This is a genomic window from Massilimicrobiota sp. mt181 (genome assembly GCF_055420065.1).
The window spans coordinates 1-19895 of sequence record NZ_JBVAYN010000004.1 but is presented as its reverse complement, the minus strand read 5'-3'; the positions used below and the strand labels follow the sequence as shown (position 1 = coordinate 19895).

General features: G+C 33.2%; 17 protein-coding genes and 1 pseudogene. All 18 read right to left on the bottom strand.

What is annotated here, in order from left to right:
• Positions 1 to 9 precede the first annotated feature (9 nt).
• The 18 genes and pseudogenes from polA to ACZYT4_RS03380 all read right to left on the bottom strand — a co-directional run bounded on the left by polA (position 10) and on the right by ACZYT4_RS03380 (position 19882).
• Entirely contained in the window at positions 10 to 2619 is a 2610-nt protein-coding gene (gene polA, locus ACZYT4_RS03465; protein WP_463782298.1) for a DNA polymerase I, read from the bottom strand.
• A 2-nt stretch (positions 2620 to 2621) separates the two neighbouring features.
• The gene (gene dnaE / locus ACZYT4_RS03460) at positions 2622 to 5678 is read right to left on the bottom strand and encodes a DNA polymerase III subunit alpha (RefSeq protein ID WP_463782295.1); all 3057 of its coding nucleotides are present in this window, start codon (positions 5676 to 5678) and stop codon (positions 2622 to 2624) included.
• 41 nt (positions 5679 to 5719) lie between these two features.
• Entirely contained in the window at positions 5720 to 6028 is a 309-nt protein-coding gene (locus ACZYT4_RS03455) for a hypothetical protein (RefSeq protein WP_463782291.1), read from the bottom strand.
• A gap of 84 nt (positions 6029 to 6112) precedes the next feature.
• On the bottom strand, positions 6113 to 6352 hold the full coding sequence (locus ACZYT4_RS03450; protein ID WP_463782288.1) for a TIGR03905 family TSCPD domain-containing protein: 240 nt from the start codon (positions 6350 to 6352) through the stop codon (positions 6113 to 6115).
• Positions 6353 to 6362: 10 nt separating this feature from the next.
• Complete coding sequence (locus ACZYT4_RS03445; protein WP_463782286.1) at positions 6363 to 7496, bottom strand: FAD:protein FMN transferase; 1134 nt, start codon at positions 7494 to 7496, stop codon at positions 6363 to 6365.
• Between the two features lie 103 nt (positions 7497 to 7599).
• Positions 7600 to 8529 (bottom strand): hypothetical protein, encoded by a 930-nt coding sequence (locus ACZYT4_RS03440; protein ID WP_463782283.1) that lies wholly within the window; start codon positions 8527 to 8529, stop codon positions 7600 to 7602.
• A gap of 188 nt (positions 8530 to 8717) precedes the next feature.
• Positions 8718 to 9437, bottom strand: coding sequence for a lysophospholipid acyltransferase family protein (locus ACZYT4_RS03435; RefSeq protein ID WP_463782279.1), 720 nt, complete (start codon positions 9435 to 9437; stop codon positions 8718 to 8720).
• The gene (locus tag ACZYT4_RS03430) at positions 9437 to 9910 is read right to left on the bottom strand and encodes a dihydrofolate reductase (RefSeq protein WP_463782276.1); all 474 of its coding nucleotides are present in this window, start codon (positions 9908 to 9910) and stop codon (positions 9437 to 9439) included. The genes ACZYT4_RS03435 and ACZYT4_RS03430 overlap by 1 nt, the downstream gene beginning before the upstream one ends.
• Positions 9910 to 10797, bottom strand: a complete 888-nt coding sequence (gene thyA, locus ACZYT4_RS03425; RefSeq protein WP_463782273.1) for a thymidylate synthase — start codon at positions 10795 to 10797, stop codon at positions 9910 to 9912. The genes ACZYT4_RS03430 and thyA overlap by 1 nt, the downstream gene beginning before the upstream one ends.
• Positions 10798 to 10890: 93 nt before the next feature.
• A complete protein-coding gene (locus ACZYT4_RS03420) occupies positions 10891 to 11574 on the bottom strand; it encodes a hydrolase (protein ID WP_463782271.1) in 684 nt (227 codons plus the stop codon).
• 35 nt (positions 11575 to 11609) lie between these two features.
• Positions 11610 to 12497, bottom strand: coding sequence for an ROK family protein (locus ACZYT4_RS03415; protein ID WP_463782268.1), 888 nt, complete (start codon positions 12495 to 12497; stop codon positions 11610 to 11612).
• 531 nt (positions 12498 to 13028) lie between these two features.
• A pseudogene (locus ACZYT4_RS03410) lies at positions 13029 to 13594 on the bottom strand (recombinase family protein).
• A gap of 1143 nt (positions 13595 to 14737) precedes the next feature.
• Entirely contained in the window at positions 14738 to 15244 is a 507-nt protein-coding gene (locus tag ACZYT4_RS03405) for a shikimate kinase (RefSeq protein ID WP_463782266.1), read from the bottom strand.
• Positions 15231 to 16349 (bottom strand): prephenate dehydratase, encoded by a 1119-nt coding sequence (pheA, locus tag ACZYT4_RS03400; protein WP_463782263.1) that lies wholly within the window; start codon positions 16347 to 16349, stop codon positions 15231 to 15233. Before pheA ends, ACZYT4_RS03405 begins: the two co-directional genes overlap by 14 nt.
• A gap of 1 nt (position 16350) precedes the next feature.
• Positions 16351 to 17421: a chorismate synthase gene (gene aroC / locus ACZYT4_RS03395; protein ID WP_463782260.1), complete on the bottom strand. Its 1071-nt coding sequence runs from the start codon at positions 17419 to 17421 to the stop codon at positions 16351 to 16353.
• On the bottom strand, positions 17399 to 18676 hold the full coding sequence (aroA, locus tag ACZYT4_RS03390) for a 3-phosphoshikimate 1-carboxyvinyltransferase (RefSeq protein ID WP_463782258.1): 1278 nt from the start codon (positions 18674 to 18676) through the stop codon (positions 17399 to 17401). The genes aroC and aroA overlap by 23 nt, the downstream gene beginning before the upstream one ends.
• 1 nt (position 18677) lies before the next feature.
• Positions 18678 to 19736 (bottom strand): 3-dehydroquinate synthase, encoded by a 1059-nt coding sequence (gene aroB / locus ACZYT4_RS03385; RefSeq protein WP_463782253.1) that lies wholly within the window; start codon positions 19734 to 19736, stop codon positions 18678 to 18680.
• A 17-nt stretch (positions 19737 to 19753) separates the two neighbouring features.
• Positions 19754 to 19882 carry a hypothetical protein gene (locus tag ACZYT4_RS03380; protein WP_463782717.1) on the bottom strand — a complete coding sequence of 43 codons (129 nt, stop codon included), beginning with the start codon at positions 19880 to 19882 and terminating at the stop codon, positions 19754 to 19756.
• Positions 19883 to 19895 lie beyond the last annotated feature (13 nt).

The window sequence follows — 19895 nt, the reverse complement described above, 5'->3', positions numbered from 1 at the left end:
AATGATCTCCTATTTTAAATCATACCAGTTAGAAGCGTAAGTTCCTTCTACTTTTAATGGAACAGCCATCTGGAAAGCATTTTCCATAGATGATTTGATAATTGTCATCATTTCGTCCAGTTCATCTTCATAGACATCAAAAATCAATTCATCGTGAACCTGTAAAATCATTTGAGATTTTAATTTTTTCTCTTTCATCAGCTGATCTACACGAATCATCGCTAATTTCAAAATGTCAGCACCGCTCCCCTGAATTGGAGAATTCATCGCAAAACGTTTTGCCTGTTCACGCACCATATAATTTTTATCATTGATTGTGGGAATATAACGTTTACGATTTAACACAGTAGAAACATAGCCTTGCTTCTGGCACTCTTCAACTACATGATTCATATACTGCTTAATTTCAGGATATTCTTCAAAATAACGACGAATAAACTCGCGGGCTTCTGATAATGACACACCAATCTGTTTAGACAATCTAAATTCTCCCATACCATAAATGATGCCAAAATTGACAGCTTTGGCCTGACGACGCATTTGAGGTGTCACTTCTTCATCCTTCACTTTGAAAACAAGAGCAGCCGTATGTGTATGGATGTCCTTATCCTGATGGAAAGCATCTATTAAAGATTTCACCTTCGCTAAATGTGCCAAAATACGCAGTTCAATCTGTGAATAGTCAAAAGAAACCAAATAATCATGACTAGCCACAAAAGCTTTACGAATAAGCTTTCCTTCTTCCTGACGAACAGGAATATTTTGTAAATTAGGATCAATAGATGACAATCTTCCTGTCTGCGTCAAAGCCTGATTAAAGATTGTATGAATCTTTCCATCTGGGAAAATCTGTTCCTGTAAACCTTTAACATAAGTCGAAGATAACTTTGTCAACATACGATATTGCTGGATCAGTGGCACAATAGGGTGTAAATCTTCAATTTTTTCTAAGATATCCTGTGATGTAGAATATCCACTCTTTGTTTTCTTTCCATTAGGTAAACCTAATTTATTAAAGAGAATATCTCCCAACTGTTTTGGTGAGGCAATATTAAAGGTTTCCCCTGCTAAAGTATAAATATCTTCTTCAATACTTTTAATCTGTGAATCAAAAGTCACTTCTAATTTCTTTAAGACATCAACATCTATTTTTGCACCAACATATTCCATATCTGCCAAGATATAAGTGACTGGTAACTCTAAATTCTGATAGAGATCATACTGATCTTCTTGTTTCAATTTTTCAATAGCCTGACTTCTTAAATCATAGATAGCTTTGGCCTTACTCACTGTATGTTTAGCTAATAAATCTAATTCTGGAATATGTTTTTTTGTATTCTTACCAAAGACTTCTTCCTCATATTGTAAAGATGTATAACCATAATAATCTGCAATATATTTCATTTCATCTTTCAGACTTGGATTGAGAATATAAGAAGCCAACTGTAAATCAAAGTCCATTCTTTTAATTTCAATGCCATTCCATTTAGCAGATAAGATTTGTGCTTTGATATTATAACTGTATTTATGATAGTTTTCATCACGTAAATAATCTAAAAATGCCTGATCTTTTAAAGCATTTTCAAAAGTTATGAAATAAGCCTGATGATCATTATATAAAGCATAACCCAAAACAATGGATTTATGATAGTTTTGATCATAAATAGCACCTAAAACACTGCTATCATTTTCAATAGGTGGCATCTTTTCAACGATTTCATATTTTAACTGTGTTGTTTGAGGAACTCGTGATTCCACAGAAATCTTTTTTAATAATGAATTCATATCATAACGTGTATAGAAAGCTTTCAATTTTTCAAAATCATATCCCTCATAACGAGCCTGATTTAAATCCAGTGTTACAGGAACATCACGTAAGATGGTCGCAATCTTCTTAGATTGAATACCAAGATCGATATTTTCACGAATCTTTTCTCCCATCTTTCCTTTGATTTCATCCATATGTTCTTTTAAATTTTCTACAGTTCCATATTGATGAAGTAATTTCAAAGCTGTTTTTTCACCAACACCTTTAATACCAGGAATATTATCAGCACTATCCCCCATTAACCCTAGAAAGTCACGAATCTGATCAGGTTGAAGTCCATATTTTTCCTGAATTGTTTCAGGTGTATAAACATCTAACTGCGTTACGCCTTTGACTGTACGATAAACAGTTGTCTGAGAAGAAACAAGCTGAAAGGCATCTTTATCACCTGTAAAGATAGAAACACTTAATCCATCTTCTTCTCCCAGTCTTGATAATGTTCCAATCAGATCATCACCTTCATATCCTTCTAATTCATAATAAGGAATCTGATAAGCATCTAAAAATTCTCTGACCATTGCAAATTGGCATTTGAGTTCATCCGGTGTTTCCTTTCTCGTTGCTTTATATTCTTCTAATAAATCATTTCTAAATGTTTTCTTACCATAATCAAAAGCCACAACAATATATGCACTTTGTCTTTCTAATATCTTTTGTAGCATATTGGCAAAGCCAAAGACAGCATTCGTTGGAATTCCATCTTTGTTGACCATTAAATTTCCCATTGAAGCTGTCGCATAATAAGCTTTAAACAACAATGAATTTCCATCAATTAAAATTAACTCTTCCATATCTATTCCACAATCTTTGCCTTATCCACAATCAACGATAATTTATCCTTCATATCCACTTTTCCTTGAATAAGACAAATATTTCCTTTCTTTAACATCATACCAATTTTTTGAAAACTTGAGGCAAAAACGACACCATCAAGACTTCCCGTTTCATCCATAGCTTCGATAAAACACATTTCCTGACCTTTGCGATCAATAATATTTTTCACTCTTTGTAATTGCACAACCACATTCACACTCTTATGAACATATCCATCCAATGATGCAACATCCACATAGTTGACATTGACTTTCTTTTTCACAAGTTCTAATGGATGCATAGACAAATAAACACCTAAAACAGCTTTCTCTCGCTTTAATTTTTCTTCTTGTTGATCTTTATAAATAGTTAAAACAGGTTTTTCATCGATACCTAAACTTTCTTTTAAATGTCCATAGTCTCTAATCGCATCTAAATTCTTTAAAATTGTCATACGAGACATACCAAATTCATCCAAAGCACCTGCATCAACTAAAGATTCTAACATTTTTTTGGAAAGATGTGAATTTTCCATACGCATCATAAAATCATAAATATCTTCAAACTCCCCTTTCTGGCGTTCTTCCACAATCGCTTTATAGCCAGCATAGCCAACATTTTTAATAGCCAGTAGAGAATAACGGATATGACCATCTTCTACCATGAAACGAGCATGAGAATAATTAACTGATGGTGGCAGAATTTCTAAATGATAGGCTTTGCATTCTTGAATACAATGTAATTTTGTATTTTCACTTGATAATTCATTAGACAAAATAGAAGCAAAGAAATAAAGCGGATAATTGGCTTTTAAATAAGCCAACTGATAAGCAACATAAGCATAAGCTACACTATGTGATTTATTAAACCCATAATCTGCAAATTTCTCAATCAATCCAAAAACTTCTTCTGCTTTATCTTGCGTATAACCATTATGAAGACAGCCCTCAATGAATTCCTTTTTCATTGACATCATCAATTCCGTTTCTTTCTTAGATGTGGCTTTCCTTAGTATATCAGCTTTCGCAAGTGAAAAACCTGCCATTTTTTGGGCAACCTGCATCATTTGTTCTTGATAAACCATAATGCCATATGTCGATTTTAAAATAGGTTCTAATTCTTTTAACGGATAAGTGATTTCCTGCTCATGTGCACGACGTTTGAGATAAGTTGAAATATTTTGCATTGGTCCCGGTCTAAACAGGGCAATAGCTGCCACAATATCATCAAAACAATAAGGTTTCATTTGTCTTAACAGACGACGCATCCCATGAGACTCTAATTGAAATACGCCATAAGTATCAGCTCTAGAAATCAGCTGATATGTCTTGACATCATCTAAAGGAATCTGATTTAAAACAATCGGTTTTCCCTGATGTGCTTCAATATCTTTACATATATAATCTAACATCGTTAAATTTTTCAAGGCTAAAAAATCCATTTTTAAAAAGCCTGCTTTTTCAATATAATCCTTAGAATACTGACTCATTAATGTAGAAGTTGGTCCAATAACCAGAGGCACAACTTCCTGTAAATTTCTTTTTGATAAAATCACACCCGCCGCATGTGTAGAAATATTACGTGGCAAATGTTCAATCACACTGGTTGCACCAACAATTTTCTTTAAGCGTGAATCCTGATTAATCAACTGCTGAAATTGAGCGGATGTCTGATACATTTGTGTGATAGTTTTTTTGTTTTTGGGTGAAGTTGGAATCATTTTGGCAATCAATTCTAGACGTGGTAAAGGAATTCCCATCACTTTTCCCATTTCTTTGATGGCCACACGTGGCCCATATGTATTAAAAGTTACAATCTGTGCAGCATGGGATTGACCATATTTTTCAATCACATAACGAATGACTTCATCACGTCGATTATCCTGAAAATCAATATCAATATCAGGCATGGATACACGCCCAGGATTTAAGAAACGCTCAAATAAAAGATCATAGCGCAAAGGATCAATGTTGGTAATACCTAAAACATAGGCTACCAAACTTCCGGCAGCACTTCCTCTTCCTGGTCCCACCTGAATCTTTTGAACCTTCGCAAAGCGCACATAATCCCAGACAATTAAAAAATAGTCATCAAATCCCATTTTATGAATCACATTCAATTCATATTGCAGACGCTTTTTATATGCAACTGGAATTTCCTGATTGTCAAAACGTTTTTTTAATCCCACAATGCATAAACTTCTTAAATAATCCACAGCCTTACCCTGATGAGGAACAGGATAAGTTGGCAAATACTTCTCATGTAAAGGAATACTGGCTTTACAGATGGATAAAACATTTTTTGTTTCCTCAATGATGTCCTGAGGAAATAAAGCCGCCATCTCCGCTTCCGTCTTTAAGTATTTTTCACTTGTGAGGGGATTATATTTTTCTTCCAAAGTATTCCCATGTATTGAAGCCTGCATTAAATCAATTGCCAAAGCATCCTGTTTTTTTAAATATCTGACTTCATTAGAACAAATTACTTTGACTTTAACATATCGTGCCAAAGAGAGCATTCTTTCATTGAACTTCTCCTGAAATTTCAAATGATAATTTTGTAGCATTATATAATAATGATCATGAAATAAAGATTGAAACAAACGCATATAACGAATGGCTTCATCTTCCATTTCCTTGATGACATAACGCTCCACAATCCCATCTTCCAATCCCGAAATCACAAATATATGTTCATGATGGCTAGCCAGTCGATCTAAAGCAATCGCATGATCCTTGCTTAAATTAATCTCACAACAAATCTGCACAAGATCAAAATATCCATGATCATCAATTGCTAAAACAAGGAAAGGATAAATATCCCCATCAATCAAGACACTGGCTTCCATCCCAAAAATAGGCTTAATCCCATGTTGAAGGCATGCTTCACTAAATTCCATAGCTGCAAACATATTATTTTTATCTGTGAGAGCTAAGGCATCTAGATGTTTTGCTTTTGCATCTTGGATTAAATCCTTTATTAATATTGTACTTTGTTGAAAACTATACGCACTATAAATCTGCAAATGCCCAAACATACAACCGCCTCCTTTATGCTACATTATAACAAAAAAAATCATTATAAGATACAATGAAACGAGAAAAGAATTAACATAATCGCAATATATAAACAAAAAATAACATATATTAAATCTAAAAAATAAAAAGCATTCACACTTAAAATCCACAAACGATAAAAATATAATCCTATCAGATAAAAGTGATATTGAAGCTGAATCACTTTAAACCATCTTTGATTCAAAATAATAATCAGACTGACAAAAACAGCTAATAAATGAAAAGGAATAATCCACTGAAAACACACCAATTGTAATATCAAAAGAATACCACAAAGTAACTGCATTTTCTTTAACCTGCGTATCATCATAGACATCACCTAATCTATCATATGATAAAAACAAACAAAAAAGACAAAATATTCCCATATAAAAAGTAGAACAGTTGTACTGTCCTACTGTGCTTCTTTTAAAGCTTTTGCTAATTGATCAGGGCAAGATGTTGATTTCGCTCCACAACGAATCCCTTCTAATCGCGAAATCGCTTCATCTTTATCCATACCTTCCACAAGTCGTGCAACACCTTGTGTATTTCCTGAGCACCCTCCTACAAATTTCACATGTGTAACCTTTCCATCCACAACATCAAAATCAATACGTGATGAACATGTTCCTTTTGTTTTATAACTATACATACTTATTCTCCTACTCCAATCTTGATTTTTCTATCACATAAATATTATCATTGTCTTTGAGACCATCTGACATTCTAATCTTACCATCTTCTAATAGCCAGATAGCTTCAACACCATCCAATGAATTCACCAATTCCAATCCATCTTCATATTCCATTAAAAAGACTGCTGAACTAAGAAAATCAGCCAAACCACTGTCTTCAGTAATAATGCTGACACTTCTAAAATACACAGCTGGATACAATGTATCAGGATCAATCAAATGATGATATTTGACACCATTAATATCTTCATAAAACCTCTGATAATCGCCACTTGTGACAATTGATTCTCCCTGTACCACTAATACAGCTTCATTTTCTGCATCAGGATCATCAGCATCGGCTGCAAAGTTACCATCTTGTGGTGATTCAATGCCAACACAGAACTTTTGGGCACATTCATCAAGATAGAAATCACCTTCTCTGGTAATTTTTCTTTGTCCATGACTGGCAACATTACCACCACCACTTAAAAGAAAATTATCCACACCTTGTTCAATCAAATCATCCTTAATCAGTTCAATCGCATACCCCTTAGCAGTAGCTCCTACATCAATAGACACAAGTGCATCATTAACATAAACCGTATTCTTATCATCATCAATCTGAATACTATCAATATTGGTATGTTGGTTGGCTTCTTCTAATTCGGCATCACTTGGAACAGTACCAACCCCATTATTGGCTTCAGCTTCCTCACGATAATCATGCCAAATACTAATCACACTACCAAAAGCAATATTGACCTTTGAAGAAATTGTCTTATTTCTTTCAATACTCAATGTCAACAAATCAATGAGTGGCTGATCCACAACAATTGCCTGTTTTCCAGCATTATCATTAATCGTTTTTAAATTATTCATATCTTCATATGTATTATATTTATCAAACAAATGATCATAGTAATTCAATTGTTCTTCAATATAATCACATTGTGAATTAAATTCATCCTCACTATTTGCATAAGACATATATGTTGTAATCGTATCAAAAGGTCCCATAAAATTATGTGACATCAATTCATATTTTTTTTCACACCCTACAATCAAACACATCATTGATAAAGCGAGTAAACTTAATATTCCTTTTTTCAATTTTATCACCATTCAACATTATAACAATATTCATCTAAAAAAACCATGAATTTTTATACAATATTATTGCATAAAAAAAGGAATTCATTTCGAATTCCCTTTCATATTCCAATTATTTTAATGCATCAGCAACAGCAGCTTGGAATTGAGTAATAGAAATAGTACATCCTGCACTTAAATCTGCATCTGTAGCTTTTCCATCTTCACCTGCAACGTTAGCAACATCATCAGCTGTTTTACCTTTAGCCCAAGTTTCAAATGCAGCAGCTTGTTCATACCATTCTTTACCGATTGGTGAAGTACCTTTCATATTGTATTCACCTTTTAATTCAGTCTTAGTTTTTAACTGAGAACCATCAGCAGGAATCTTTGCAGTATCAATATCTAACCATTGAATTTTTCCATCTGCATCTGTAGCTACTAAAGCTAAATCAGTTGTTAAATAAGTCCAAGGTTCTTGATAATTATCACTTTCATAAGACATAGCTCTACCTAATGATAAGTTATCAGTAGAAACATCTTGAGCATTTTCAATTGCTTTTGCAACTGCTTCTTTGAATTCACCAATGTTGATTGTACATCCAGCAGCTAAATCGCTTCCAGTTTTTGGTACTGAATTATGTTCAGCATCTTTTTCTTCTGTTTCGATACCAGCGATTTCATCAGCTGTTTTACCTTTACAGTATTGTTCAAATGCAACAGCTTGTTCATCCCATTCTTTACCGATTGGTGAAACACCTTTCATACCATAATCAGCACCTCTTTGTTCTTTAGTTTGAGTATACTGTGCATCTCCACCATTTGGAGTTCCTTGTGCAACATCGATATCAATCCATTGAACTTTTCCATCAGCATCTAAACCTACACCTGCAAATGTAGTATTAACTTGTCCATCAGATACAGATGTAACAACACCTAAACCAGCTTTAACATATTTAGCACCTTCAGTAGCGGCACCAGTGTCTTCACCTTTCTTACCGCATCCTACTAAAACAGTAGCCACTAAAGCTGATGCAGCTAAAACTTTTAATAATTTGTTCATAAAAAAATCTCCTTCCCATTTCTTTTTTTGAACTATATATATTATACCTTGAAAGCGGTTGTATATCAAGGAATTTTTGACATCTTTGCGTGTATATTGTGATGAAAATCACATAATCAGAACAAATTATTTTGAATTTATCAATGATTTTGTGAAAATATTCATAAGAAAAAAAAGAATAAACTTTTTTAAAATTTATTCTCGTTTTCTTCTATACATTTTTCTACTCTTGATTGAACCATATGGGCAACCTGAGTACTATTCATATCTTTATATTCATCATAGAATATAGGCTTTAAATAATGAATCTGAGCATCGACTTTTTCAATAGAATTGTTATCAAAAACTTTATAACAGTCAATCAATGCCACTGGAACAATAGGCTTTTGAGCATCCATGACAGATTTAAAAGTACCTCCCTTGAATTCCAGCATTTTATTTTTCTGACGACATCTTGTTCCTTCAGGGAATATTACATAACTGATTCCACTTTTCATTTCTTTAGAAGCTTGTCTAATGACTTTGACAGAAGCTCTGATGTTTTCACGATCAATAGCCAAAGCATCTATCATATTTAAGACATCTCCTAATACAAAAACATGCATCAGTTCTTTTTTAACGATAAATTTAAAAGGTTCATCATGTGTTCCAAATAAAATCAAAGCATCAAATAATCCCTGATGATTAGGAGCCATTAAATATCCCTGTTCTTCAGGTAAGTTTTCTTTTCCATAACAATGAATTTGAACTCTTGACTTTTGATTGACTTTTCTAATTAATCTTTGTGTAAAACCAAATCTTTCTTCAAAAGGAATCTCTTCTTTATGTTTTTTATAACGGTAAATTGTCATTAACCATCCAGGAATTCTATACAGCAATCTTATGACTAAAAATATAATTCTTTTCATTAGGCACCTCTTTGATAGATTTCTAGATCAAATGTTTCAAATGGTTTGACTTCTTTCAAGACAAAACCATATCCATCAAAATCAGGAAAATAAGTTTCTCCCTCATGTGTTCCTTTAATTCTAGAAATCAATAACTGATCAACAAATGGTAGTGATTGCTTATAGATAGAGGCACCTCCTGAAATAAATAAATCTTTGCCACTTTCTTTATATTCCTGAATAACTTCTTCTAAAGATGTTCTAACTTCAACACGATCATCTTCAAAAGGTTCAAAGCTTACCACAATGGTATGACGATTAGGTAACGGTCTACCAATAGCCTGATATGTTGTATAACCCATTAAAATTGTCTGATTTGTTGTGGTTTCTTTAAAATGTTTTAAGTCTTCTTTATTATCCCAAGGCATCCCATTACGAGAATCCTTTTTTCCAATTAAACGATTATCATCCATTGCCACAATAATACTAATCATTAGACACTCACCTTCCCATATAATCTTCCATGACTCTGATAATTTTCAATATGTATATCATCAATTGTAAAATCAAAAATAGATTGAACATCAGGATTTAACTTTAACTGACATAAAGGAAGTGGTTCTCTTGAAATTTGTTCTTTGACAACTTCAAAGTGATCTTTATAAATATGTGCATCTCCAATTGTATGAATAAATTCTTTTGGTTCATAACCACAGACTTGAGCTAACATCGCTGTCATTAAAGCATAAGAAGCAATATTAAAAGGAACACCTAAAAAAGTATCGGCACTTCTTTGATATAACTGGCATGAAAGATATTTCTTATCAGCAGAAACATAGAACTGCAAGAAAGCATGACAAGGTGGCAAAGCCATCTGATCAACTTCTACAGGATTCCAGGCACTGATAATATGTCTTCTTGAAAAAGGATTATTCTTTAATGAATCTACAAGCTTGGCAAGTTGGTCAACACCCTGATTATTGAAGTTTCTCCACTGTCTACCATAAACTGGTCCTAATTCACCATATTTCACAACAAATGGATCATCAGCAGGAAGTTCTTTGATTTTTTCAACAAATTCTTCTAAGCTTTCTCCATGGAAATCTTCTGATTTTTTAAAGATTTCATATGGCCATTCATTCCATATTTTGACATTACGATCAACTAAATATTTAATATTTGTATCACCTTTAATAAACCATAACAATTCTTCTGCTATAGGTCTTAAAAACATTTTTTTGGTTGTTAAAAGAGGGAAACCTTCACGTAAATCATAACGTGTCTGATAACCAAAAACACTGCGTGTTCCTGTTCCAGTACGATCATCACGATCTTCCCCATTCTCTAATATATAACGACACATATCTAAGTATTGTTTCACAAAATTCACCTCCCGTCTATTATAGCGAATAATAGATAAAAAGTCATTATTTTTATCATTATAAAAAAAGCTCTTATCTTTTATAAGAACTTCTTATTCATCATCATGATGTGAACATTGAATACGATATCTTTCCATCATTTCTTTAAAGATTTCCCCATTTGTTGGTGGTGTATAAGTCACAGCATTAGCTCCAGCTTTAATGACTTCCTGAATAGTTTCTTCATTAGGTCCACCCGTTGCTATAATTGGAAAATCTTTATCAATCTTACGTAAAGCTTTAATAATGTCAACAGTCTTTTTTCCTCCAGAAACATTGATAATGCGTGCACCAGAATGCAACATTCTTTCCTTCAATGGTTCATCAAGTGAAACAACAGTCAAAACAATAGGAATATCTAAAATTTGAGATAATTCCTGAACAAACTTTGTTTTTGTTGGTGCATTTAATACCACAGCTGCTGCTCCATGTAATTCAGCATCCAAAGCTATCTTATTCACTCTTGGACCAGATGTTGTCCCTCCACCAACACCTGCAAATACTGGCTTTTGCGCAACCTCAATAATAGCATTCGTAATTTGCATTGTAGGGGTAAATGGATAAACCGCTATAACTGCATCAGCATTACAATTGGAGATAATTGCAACATCCGTTGAGAAGATCAAAGATTTAATTCTTCTTCCATTGATTGTGATTCCAGAGACATCATAAATACATGATGGGACTTTCACAATATGTCTTAATTTTGAATCAACAATTGGTGTTGTTTTTTCCATTTTTATCTCACCTCTAAATTTATTATACATTTATTTTATGAATTTGCTGTGAAGAAATGATAGAGAGCTCCTAACAAATTTGCATCATTGTGATATCGACATGTTAATACAGTTGGTCTCACTTTGGCATGTGTAAATGTCTGAAAAATCACATCTAAACGCTTATTTAATTCTTCTAATAAATCCTCTCTTGCACTAATGCCACCACCAATAACAATCTTTTGTGGATCATAGGCATACTGTAAATTATAAATACCATTAGCTAATACATAATAATATTTATCAACATATTTTGCATATATTGGATCATCATGATAGTGATCAAAAATCTCTTGACCATCGAGTGTTGAAATATCAACACCTTTTTCTTTGGCAACGCTTCTCACCACAGCAACAGTTGAACCAACATCAGACCAGGTATGCATTTCATGCGTTTCAAAGTTAAATTCAGCAATCATATAACCAAATTCTCCTCCATGAAGATGGACACCTTTATGAATACGACGATTTTTCACAATGGCACCACCGATACCTGTTCCACTTACAATAAAACAGCAATCATCTACATCACTTGCTGCTCCTTTCCAAACTTCAGCTAACGCTGCACAATTGGCATCATTTTCCATTTCCACACGCACATGCAAACGGTTTTGAAGATCTTCTTTAATATGTGGTCCATGAATATAATCAATCGCACTCGAACCACCAATGACACCCTTTTCACTATCTACAGCTCCTGGCATACTCAAAGCAACACCTTCAATATTTTCATAGCTATGGAATGCATCTTCAATTACCTGATACATATCTTCTATTGTTGATGGTACTGATACTTTTTTTGTTTCATGGATTGTGCCAGAATCATCTAACAATCCTATTTTAATAGATGATCCTCCAACATCTACACATAAATATTTTTTCACTCTCTTCTTCCTCCTGTATCTCGCAATCTTTCATGTTGTTATTATATCATCAAACAAACTTCTCTGTGAATACCTTAAAACATCTTTTCTTTTGAAATAAAAGTCACACGAGATATCTCATGAAAACCACAATTTCAGATTTTAAGACCAAGGAAAGGACTTTTAGTCATTATCTCTTTTCTTGAATAATTGATATTACTGATATGTCATTGACTCATAATCCTATGTATCTTTATTGCAAAATATCTTCTACACTCATCTCTTTTTTGAATTTTTCTTTTATATTTGAAGGTATAAATCTGATTTGTTAACATCAAATTTCCAATAACTATCTTCTTTAAAAAAGTCTATGACACACAGTCTATTAAATTTCATTAAATTTTTGAGATTATGTAAATAACTGAATGCATTATAATCATCAGTGTCATTAAATCTCGCAACAATAGCCATTATCGTTTCGTAATTTTATAATGAAATCAAGTTCAAAAAGAGCTAAAAATCAATAAAAATGTCTACATTTTACCTATAGTCTCATAAAATACTATCATGGTGAGATTGTTCATGTGACCATCTTAAAAAAGTATCTTGAGCAATCCCTAAAATTTTTGCTGCTTGTCGAGATGTGATTTCATTATTTTCCCAACGATTTTTAATTTCAAAAAAGTGATTTGGTATATGTTTTCTCTTTCAATCTGGGCTACATAAGCTAAAATCTGTAAGACAAGATCAGCGATAAATGTTCCCGTTAAATCATTATGATTATTTTTTCTTGTATCCAAGAGTGGCATATCCAACACAACAATATCTGCTCCTTTATCTTTGGTAATCAAACGCCATTGTCTTTGTACTTCGTCATAATTTCTTCCCAACCTATCAATAGACATCACAACAAGAATATCATCTTTTTTTATCTTTTTGATAAGATGATTATATTGTGGTCGATCAAAATTTTTACCACTGACTTTATCTATATAAATATTTCTTTTTAAAACACCAAACGCTTTTAATGCCAACAGCTGTCTATCCTCACATTGATCTTTAGATGATACTCTTATATATCCATATATTTTTCCTTTCACTCCATTACCTCCTTGCATTCATTATAAATAAAATACTATTATATCAAAAAAGACATTTTCTGAATAAAAAGATGAGAATATTTTCAATGCCCTGAAGTCCAAATTTTAATGGTATTTGAGGAATACATGAGAAACAACTTTAATGTTTATGCAGATATTAAACGCATTAATCTGGAAGACTAAATATGGTTGAAAGTACTAAACATATGTGAGTAAAACAGGTAATATTTAATTAACATTTTTGGCAAAAATTATATTGACAATATTATTCATTAAAAAATTTATTGGTATTGATGAAGCACTCATATATGAAAGGTATATAAAAATAAAAAACTATACAGCAATTGGTAATAAAGTGCATTTCTCCTCTGTATATGTAAAAAGACTGGTTAGAAAATACTTTATTCCATATCTTTTTGTCGAATCATGATAAAATAAAAAAGCCCTCAAGGGCGGAGGTGAAGTCATGCCTCAATTTTACAGCTCCGATAGCTTTAACATGGGAGAACGTAGCCGAGTATTTTTTATCTATTCTATTAACTCGTGTATTCAGAAGTTTTAGCATGAATTGTTATACTTTTGATAATCAAAGAGTTATATAAGAAGTCATAATATTGAAAGTCCACAAAAAAAGAACTATTGGCGTAGTTCTCTTTGAGTAAATATCATTTACCCTTATTAAATCCACTTATAGTATACCATAAAAAACATGAATGTAAAATTAAAAATGTTAACTACAAGGATGTGATGTCTCTTTTAAAAGGAATTCGAAATCGTGTTATGACTTAGATAGATGAAATATGAGCATGAATATAAGCGAAATAAAAAACTCAATAATAAGAGAAATAGGTAATCTAAAATAACACAAGATTTTGGATTACCTCTATAACTTGCTTCTTTCATATCATCATAATATTTTTCCTTGTAAATAGCATTCCTTTATATAACTTCTAGATGACCAGTATATAGGTTTCTTTTCACCATATCTACATTGTTCCATAAAGTCTAACCATTCTTCAGCGACTTTAGAAAATTTCTTGATCTTTAGAAAAAGAATAAATTCATATTCAAAACAATTGACATCATATGCCAAGAAAACATCTTTTACTCATTCTCTATCATACATATTTTTATATGATGAATAGAGCTATAATCACAATGTTATAGCTCTTTGAATAAATTCATAATTTTTAAACAAATCTCTTCTAAAGTTCCATCATTTTTCACATGATAGTCACATGCTTTTAAATAAAGGGAATGTCTTTGTTCATAGAGATCATAAAGTTTTTGTGCACCATCTTTTAATAATGGTCGCGTTGATGTATCCACATCTTTCAATATTAAAGAAATAGGACGATCTATATAAAAAATATATCCTCGTTGACTAAGTGCTTCAATATTTTCGAAATTCTTGATGACACCTCCGCCTGTAGAAATGACATAGTTTTCTTTTTGTGCAATTTCCTTGCAGCATTGCGTTTCTCTTTCTCTAAAATAATCTTCTGAGATGTCAAACATATCAGAAATACTCATTTGATATTTCTGTTCAATATATAAATCCATATCAACCCAATGCATATGAAGTTTTTCTTTCAACAACCTTGCAATTGTCGTCTTTCCACAACCCATCATTCCAATCAAGACAATATTCTTTTTATTTTTTTGCATAATTTCCTAAAATCCTCATTGTTTTCGTATGTGCCTGAATATCTTGAAGAGCCTGAATCACTGAAACATCTTTCAGACTTCCTTCTAAATCTACATAAAAATAATATTCCCATGGTGTTTCTAATAAAGGTCTTGATTCAATACGTAACATATTGATTGAATAATCATTGATAACTTTCATAACCTGATATAAAGCACCTACCTGATGGGGTAAAGTAAAGACAATGCTGATGCATGAGGCTTCATCTGAGACTTCCAAATCTTTTCCAAAGATAATAAAACGAGTCGTATTATCTTGAATATTTTGAATATTTTCCTGAATGATATCAAGATGATAGAGCTTGGCTGCCTGAGATGAGGCAATAGCTCCAATATGAGGATTTTGTAAAGAAGCAACATATTGAGCAGCCATCGCTGTATTTTCATATTCATGAGGTTGAATATGATGACTTTCTAAAAATAATGATGTCTGCAATAAGCCTTGGGGATGAGAATAAACTTCTTTTATATCTTCTAATTTTGCACCTTTTATACCTAATAAATGTTGAGATATTGAAATACTCTGTTCTCCAACGATATAAAATCCATAATCTCTGATGGCATCATAGTTATCATTGATTGCTCCTGTTGAAGAATTTTCTAATGGAACGATTCCATAATCAATTTCATCATTCTTTAAAGCTTCAAAAACATCTTTAAAATGATTATATTGCTGTCTAGGTGTATCAGCTTGAAAATAAGTATCTAGTGCTTTTTGTGAAAAGGATCCAGGTACCCCTTGAAAACCAACTGTAATATTTTCTGTTCGTGGTAACTGAAAAGACATTGTCTGTTGATGAGGCAAAAATGTTGATTGATAGGATTTTGAGATATTCATTAATGATGTTAACATCAATTTGGCATAATCTTTGAGTTCTTCCTGTTGAACACGATTAATATTTTTTTCTAAAACTTCAGCTTCACGTACACTCTGAAATATTTCCATCCGATGAGCTAGCTTATAGCGCACAACATCACGAGCGACGTTCATTCTTTGTTCAAACAATGCAATGATTTGTTGATCTATTGCATCTATTTCCTGACGACATTGTTTTAAATCTTTCATATTATCTGATCATATCCAAGATTGCCAGTGCGACCATAGATTCCACCACGACAACCGCTCTAGGAACAATACATGGATCATGCCTTCCTTTCACTTGAATTTGTGTATCTGTCTGTGTTTCCACATTGACTGTTTGCTGAAGTTGAGATATTGATGGAGTTGGTTTAATGCCGACATTCACAATAATCGGCATACCATTGCTGATGCCTCCTGTAATTCCACCATTATGATTGGTTTTCGTTTTGACCTGTCCATTTTGATAATAATAACTATCATTTGCCTCATGACCATACATTTTGGTGATATCTTCACCACTACCAAAGCTGACACTTTTCACTGCTGGTATACTAAATAACAAAGAAGATAAATGAGATTCAATAGAATCAAAGAAAGGATTACCAATCCCAGCTGGCACATTAATAATGGCACATTCAATCATTCCACCAACCGAATCCTGATGCATACGAGCCTCTTCAATTTCATTTTGCATTTGAGAAAAGATATGCTGATCTAAAACAGGATAAAGCTGTGATGATAATTGTTTTAATAAGTCATCATCTACATCCACTGGAAAAGAGGGTTCCTCAATATTATGAATACGTTTAATATGGGCACCAATGACAATGCCTTTTTCTTGGAGAATCTGTCTGGCTACACTGCCAGCAAAAACAAGGGGTGCCGTTAAACGTCCAGAGAAATGTCCACCACCACGTACATCATTATAGCCATGATATTTCACATAAGCAGGGTAATCACTATGCCCAGGTCGCATCTTGACTTTTAGCTCACTATAGTCTCGAGAGTGTTGATCACTGTTTTGAATCATTGCACAAAGAGGAGCCCCTGTTGTGACACCATCTAACAAACCACTGACAATTTGAACCTCATCCTTTTCCTGTCGAGGCGTTGACATTTTATTTTGTCCTGGTGCACGTCTTTTCATAAACCAACGAATAGCGTCCATATCCAAACGGACACCTGCTGGTAAATTTCCAATCACAATACCAATTGCTTGCCCATGACTTTCACCAAATAGTGATAATTCTATATTATGACCCCAGTTCGCACTCATGATATTCCCCTCCTAACTGCTTAAAATCATCCCAAAATCCAGGATAAGATTTGCTGACACATTGTTCATCATCAATGATGACATCTTCCTGACAAACTGTAGAGGCTATCGCTTCCATCATGGCCATACGATGGTCATGGTATGAAGACACTTTTCCTCCTTTTAAGTAAGGCACACCTTGAATTTCCATAGCGTCTTCAAATTCTTTAGCTTGTCCACCTAACTGGTTGATGACTTCAACCGTTGCCTGAAGACGATCACATTCCTTGATACGTAATCTTCCAATATTTTGAATATAAGATGTTCCCTGACTCAGAGCGCACGCTAAAGCCATCACAGGAATAATATCAGGACATTGTGATCCATCAATAGTGATACCATGTAAATCTGATGGTATCATTCTATCTCCCTGGCTATCTCTTTGAAATTGACAGCCCATTTGTTTAAGTAAATCAATGACAGCTTTGTCACCCTGATAAGAATCAATATTGAGATCCTGCAAATAAACAGGATTATTGAATGCATTGGCTACCAGATAAAAAGCAGCTTGTGAAAAATCAGCTTCTACGCGATAATCACAAGGCTTGTATTGTTGTCCTCCAGCAATCACAAACTCACGATAATCATGATTTTCCACATGAATTCCATACAATTCTAACATCTGTAAAGTTAAATCAACATATCCAATCGACTGCATCGGTGATGTGATGATAATACGCGAATCTTCATCCATTAAAGGCAAGGCAAATAATAATCCGCTAAGAAACTGCGAAGAGACATCACCGGGAATTTCAAATGTATCGCCATGCATACGTCCACGTATATAAAGATCCAATACATTTTCTCGATACAAATAAGAAATACCCTGCTGATCAAAAATATCATAATAAACCTGTAATGGTCTTTGACCTAATCGGCCCTCACCAATAAAATGAAGACTGTTTTCACAAACCAGAGAAATAGGAATCATAAATCTTAATGTAGAACCTGATTCAAAACAATTGATTTCACATTGATTCTTTAAGAATGTTGTTGTTCCATCAATTTCCAAATAATCCTCATGTTCAAAGATCATGGTTCCTAAACTTTTCATTGCCGCAATCGTTGCTTGAATATCCTTTGAATATTCAATATTACTGATAGTGCTTTTTCCTCTAGCTAAAGATGCACAGATGATGGCACGATGTGCCAAACTTTTAGAAGGAGGTACATGCACACTCCCTGATAGTTTTTTTGGTGTTACACAAATAGTCATGTTAAACCTCCTTACTTTCATCGATAAATGATAAATCACTAGGATAGATAAAATAGTCTCCGATTTCTTTTAATAAAACAAAAGATAATTTTTGATGAATATTTTTCTTATCTAAAGCCATAGCCTGTTTAAGTTCCTGAGTTGGAATATGGGCAACTGTAGGCAAATGATAACGTTGCAATACTTGTGCAATCTGCTGGGCTGTTCCTTTTTCCGTTAGACCTTTTTTCTCAGCAATAAAACTCAATTGAACCATGCCGATACTGACTGCTTCACCATGTGAATATTTTTCATAATGATAATACTGTTCAATTGCATGACCCAAAGTATGACCAAAATTCAAAGATAAACGATCTCCAAAATCTAATAAATCTTTTTCCACAACAATACGCTTTAAATCAACACAACGATAAATGATTTCATCAATATTCTGATATAACTCTTCAAAAGACTGATAAGAAGCCAACTGTTGAAACAGCTGTTTATCAAATATACAACCATATTTAATCACTTCTCCCATTCCATCATGAATATATCTTGCTTCTAAAGTTTGAAGAGTCATTGGATCAATAAGAACACAACTTGGATGTTTAAAAGCACCTACCAGATTTTTTCCTTCTGGTAAATCGACAGCCACTTTTCCTCCAACACTGGAATCAACTTGCGCCAACAATGAAGTAGGAATCTGAATCAGCTGTACACCTCTTAAAAAACTGCTCGCTACAAAACCCGCTAAATCTCCAATGACTCCACCACCTAAGGCAATAATCCCATCCGTTCTTGTCAGATGAAATGAAAGCAACTGATGATAGATTTCAGGTAAAATATCAAATCTTTTTGATTGTTCACCATGAGGAATCACAATATGTCCAACCTGGTATTTTGTTTTTAATTGTTCTTCAATCTTTTCCCCATAGAGTGGAAAAACATGATCATCTGAAATAATCATCAGCTTTTCTCCCTGACAAACAGGAGATAAATAATCCAGAATATGATCTAACAAACCTTGCTTTATATAAATATCATAACTATCTTTACCTAAATTGACTTTCAATTTCATCTTTCATCTCCTAAATTCTATATTTCTTTTCCTACAATTTTAGCAATTTCTCCAACCTGTTTCAATAATGCTGTATATTTTTCAGGTTTTAATGACTGTGGCCCATCACATAGGGCATGTTCTGGATCATTATGCACTTCTATCATCAATCCGTCACAC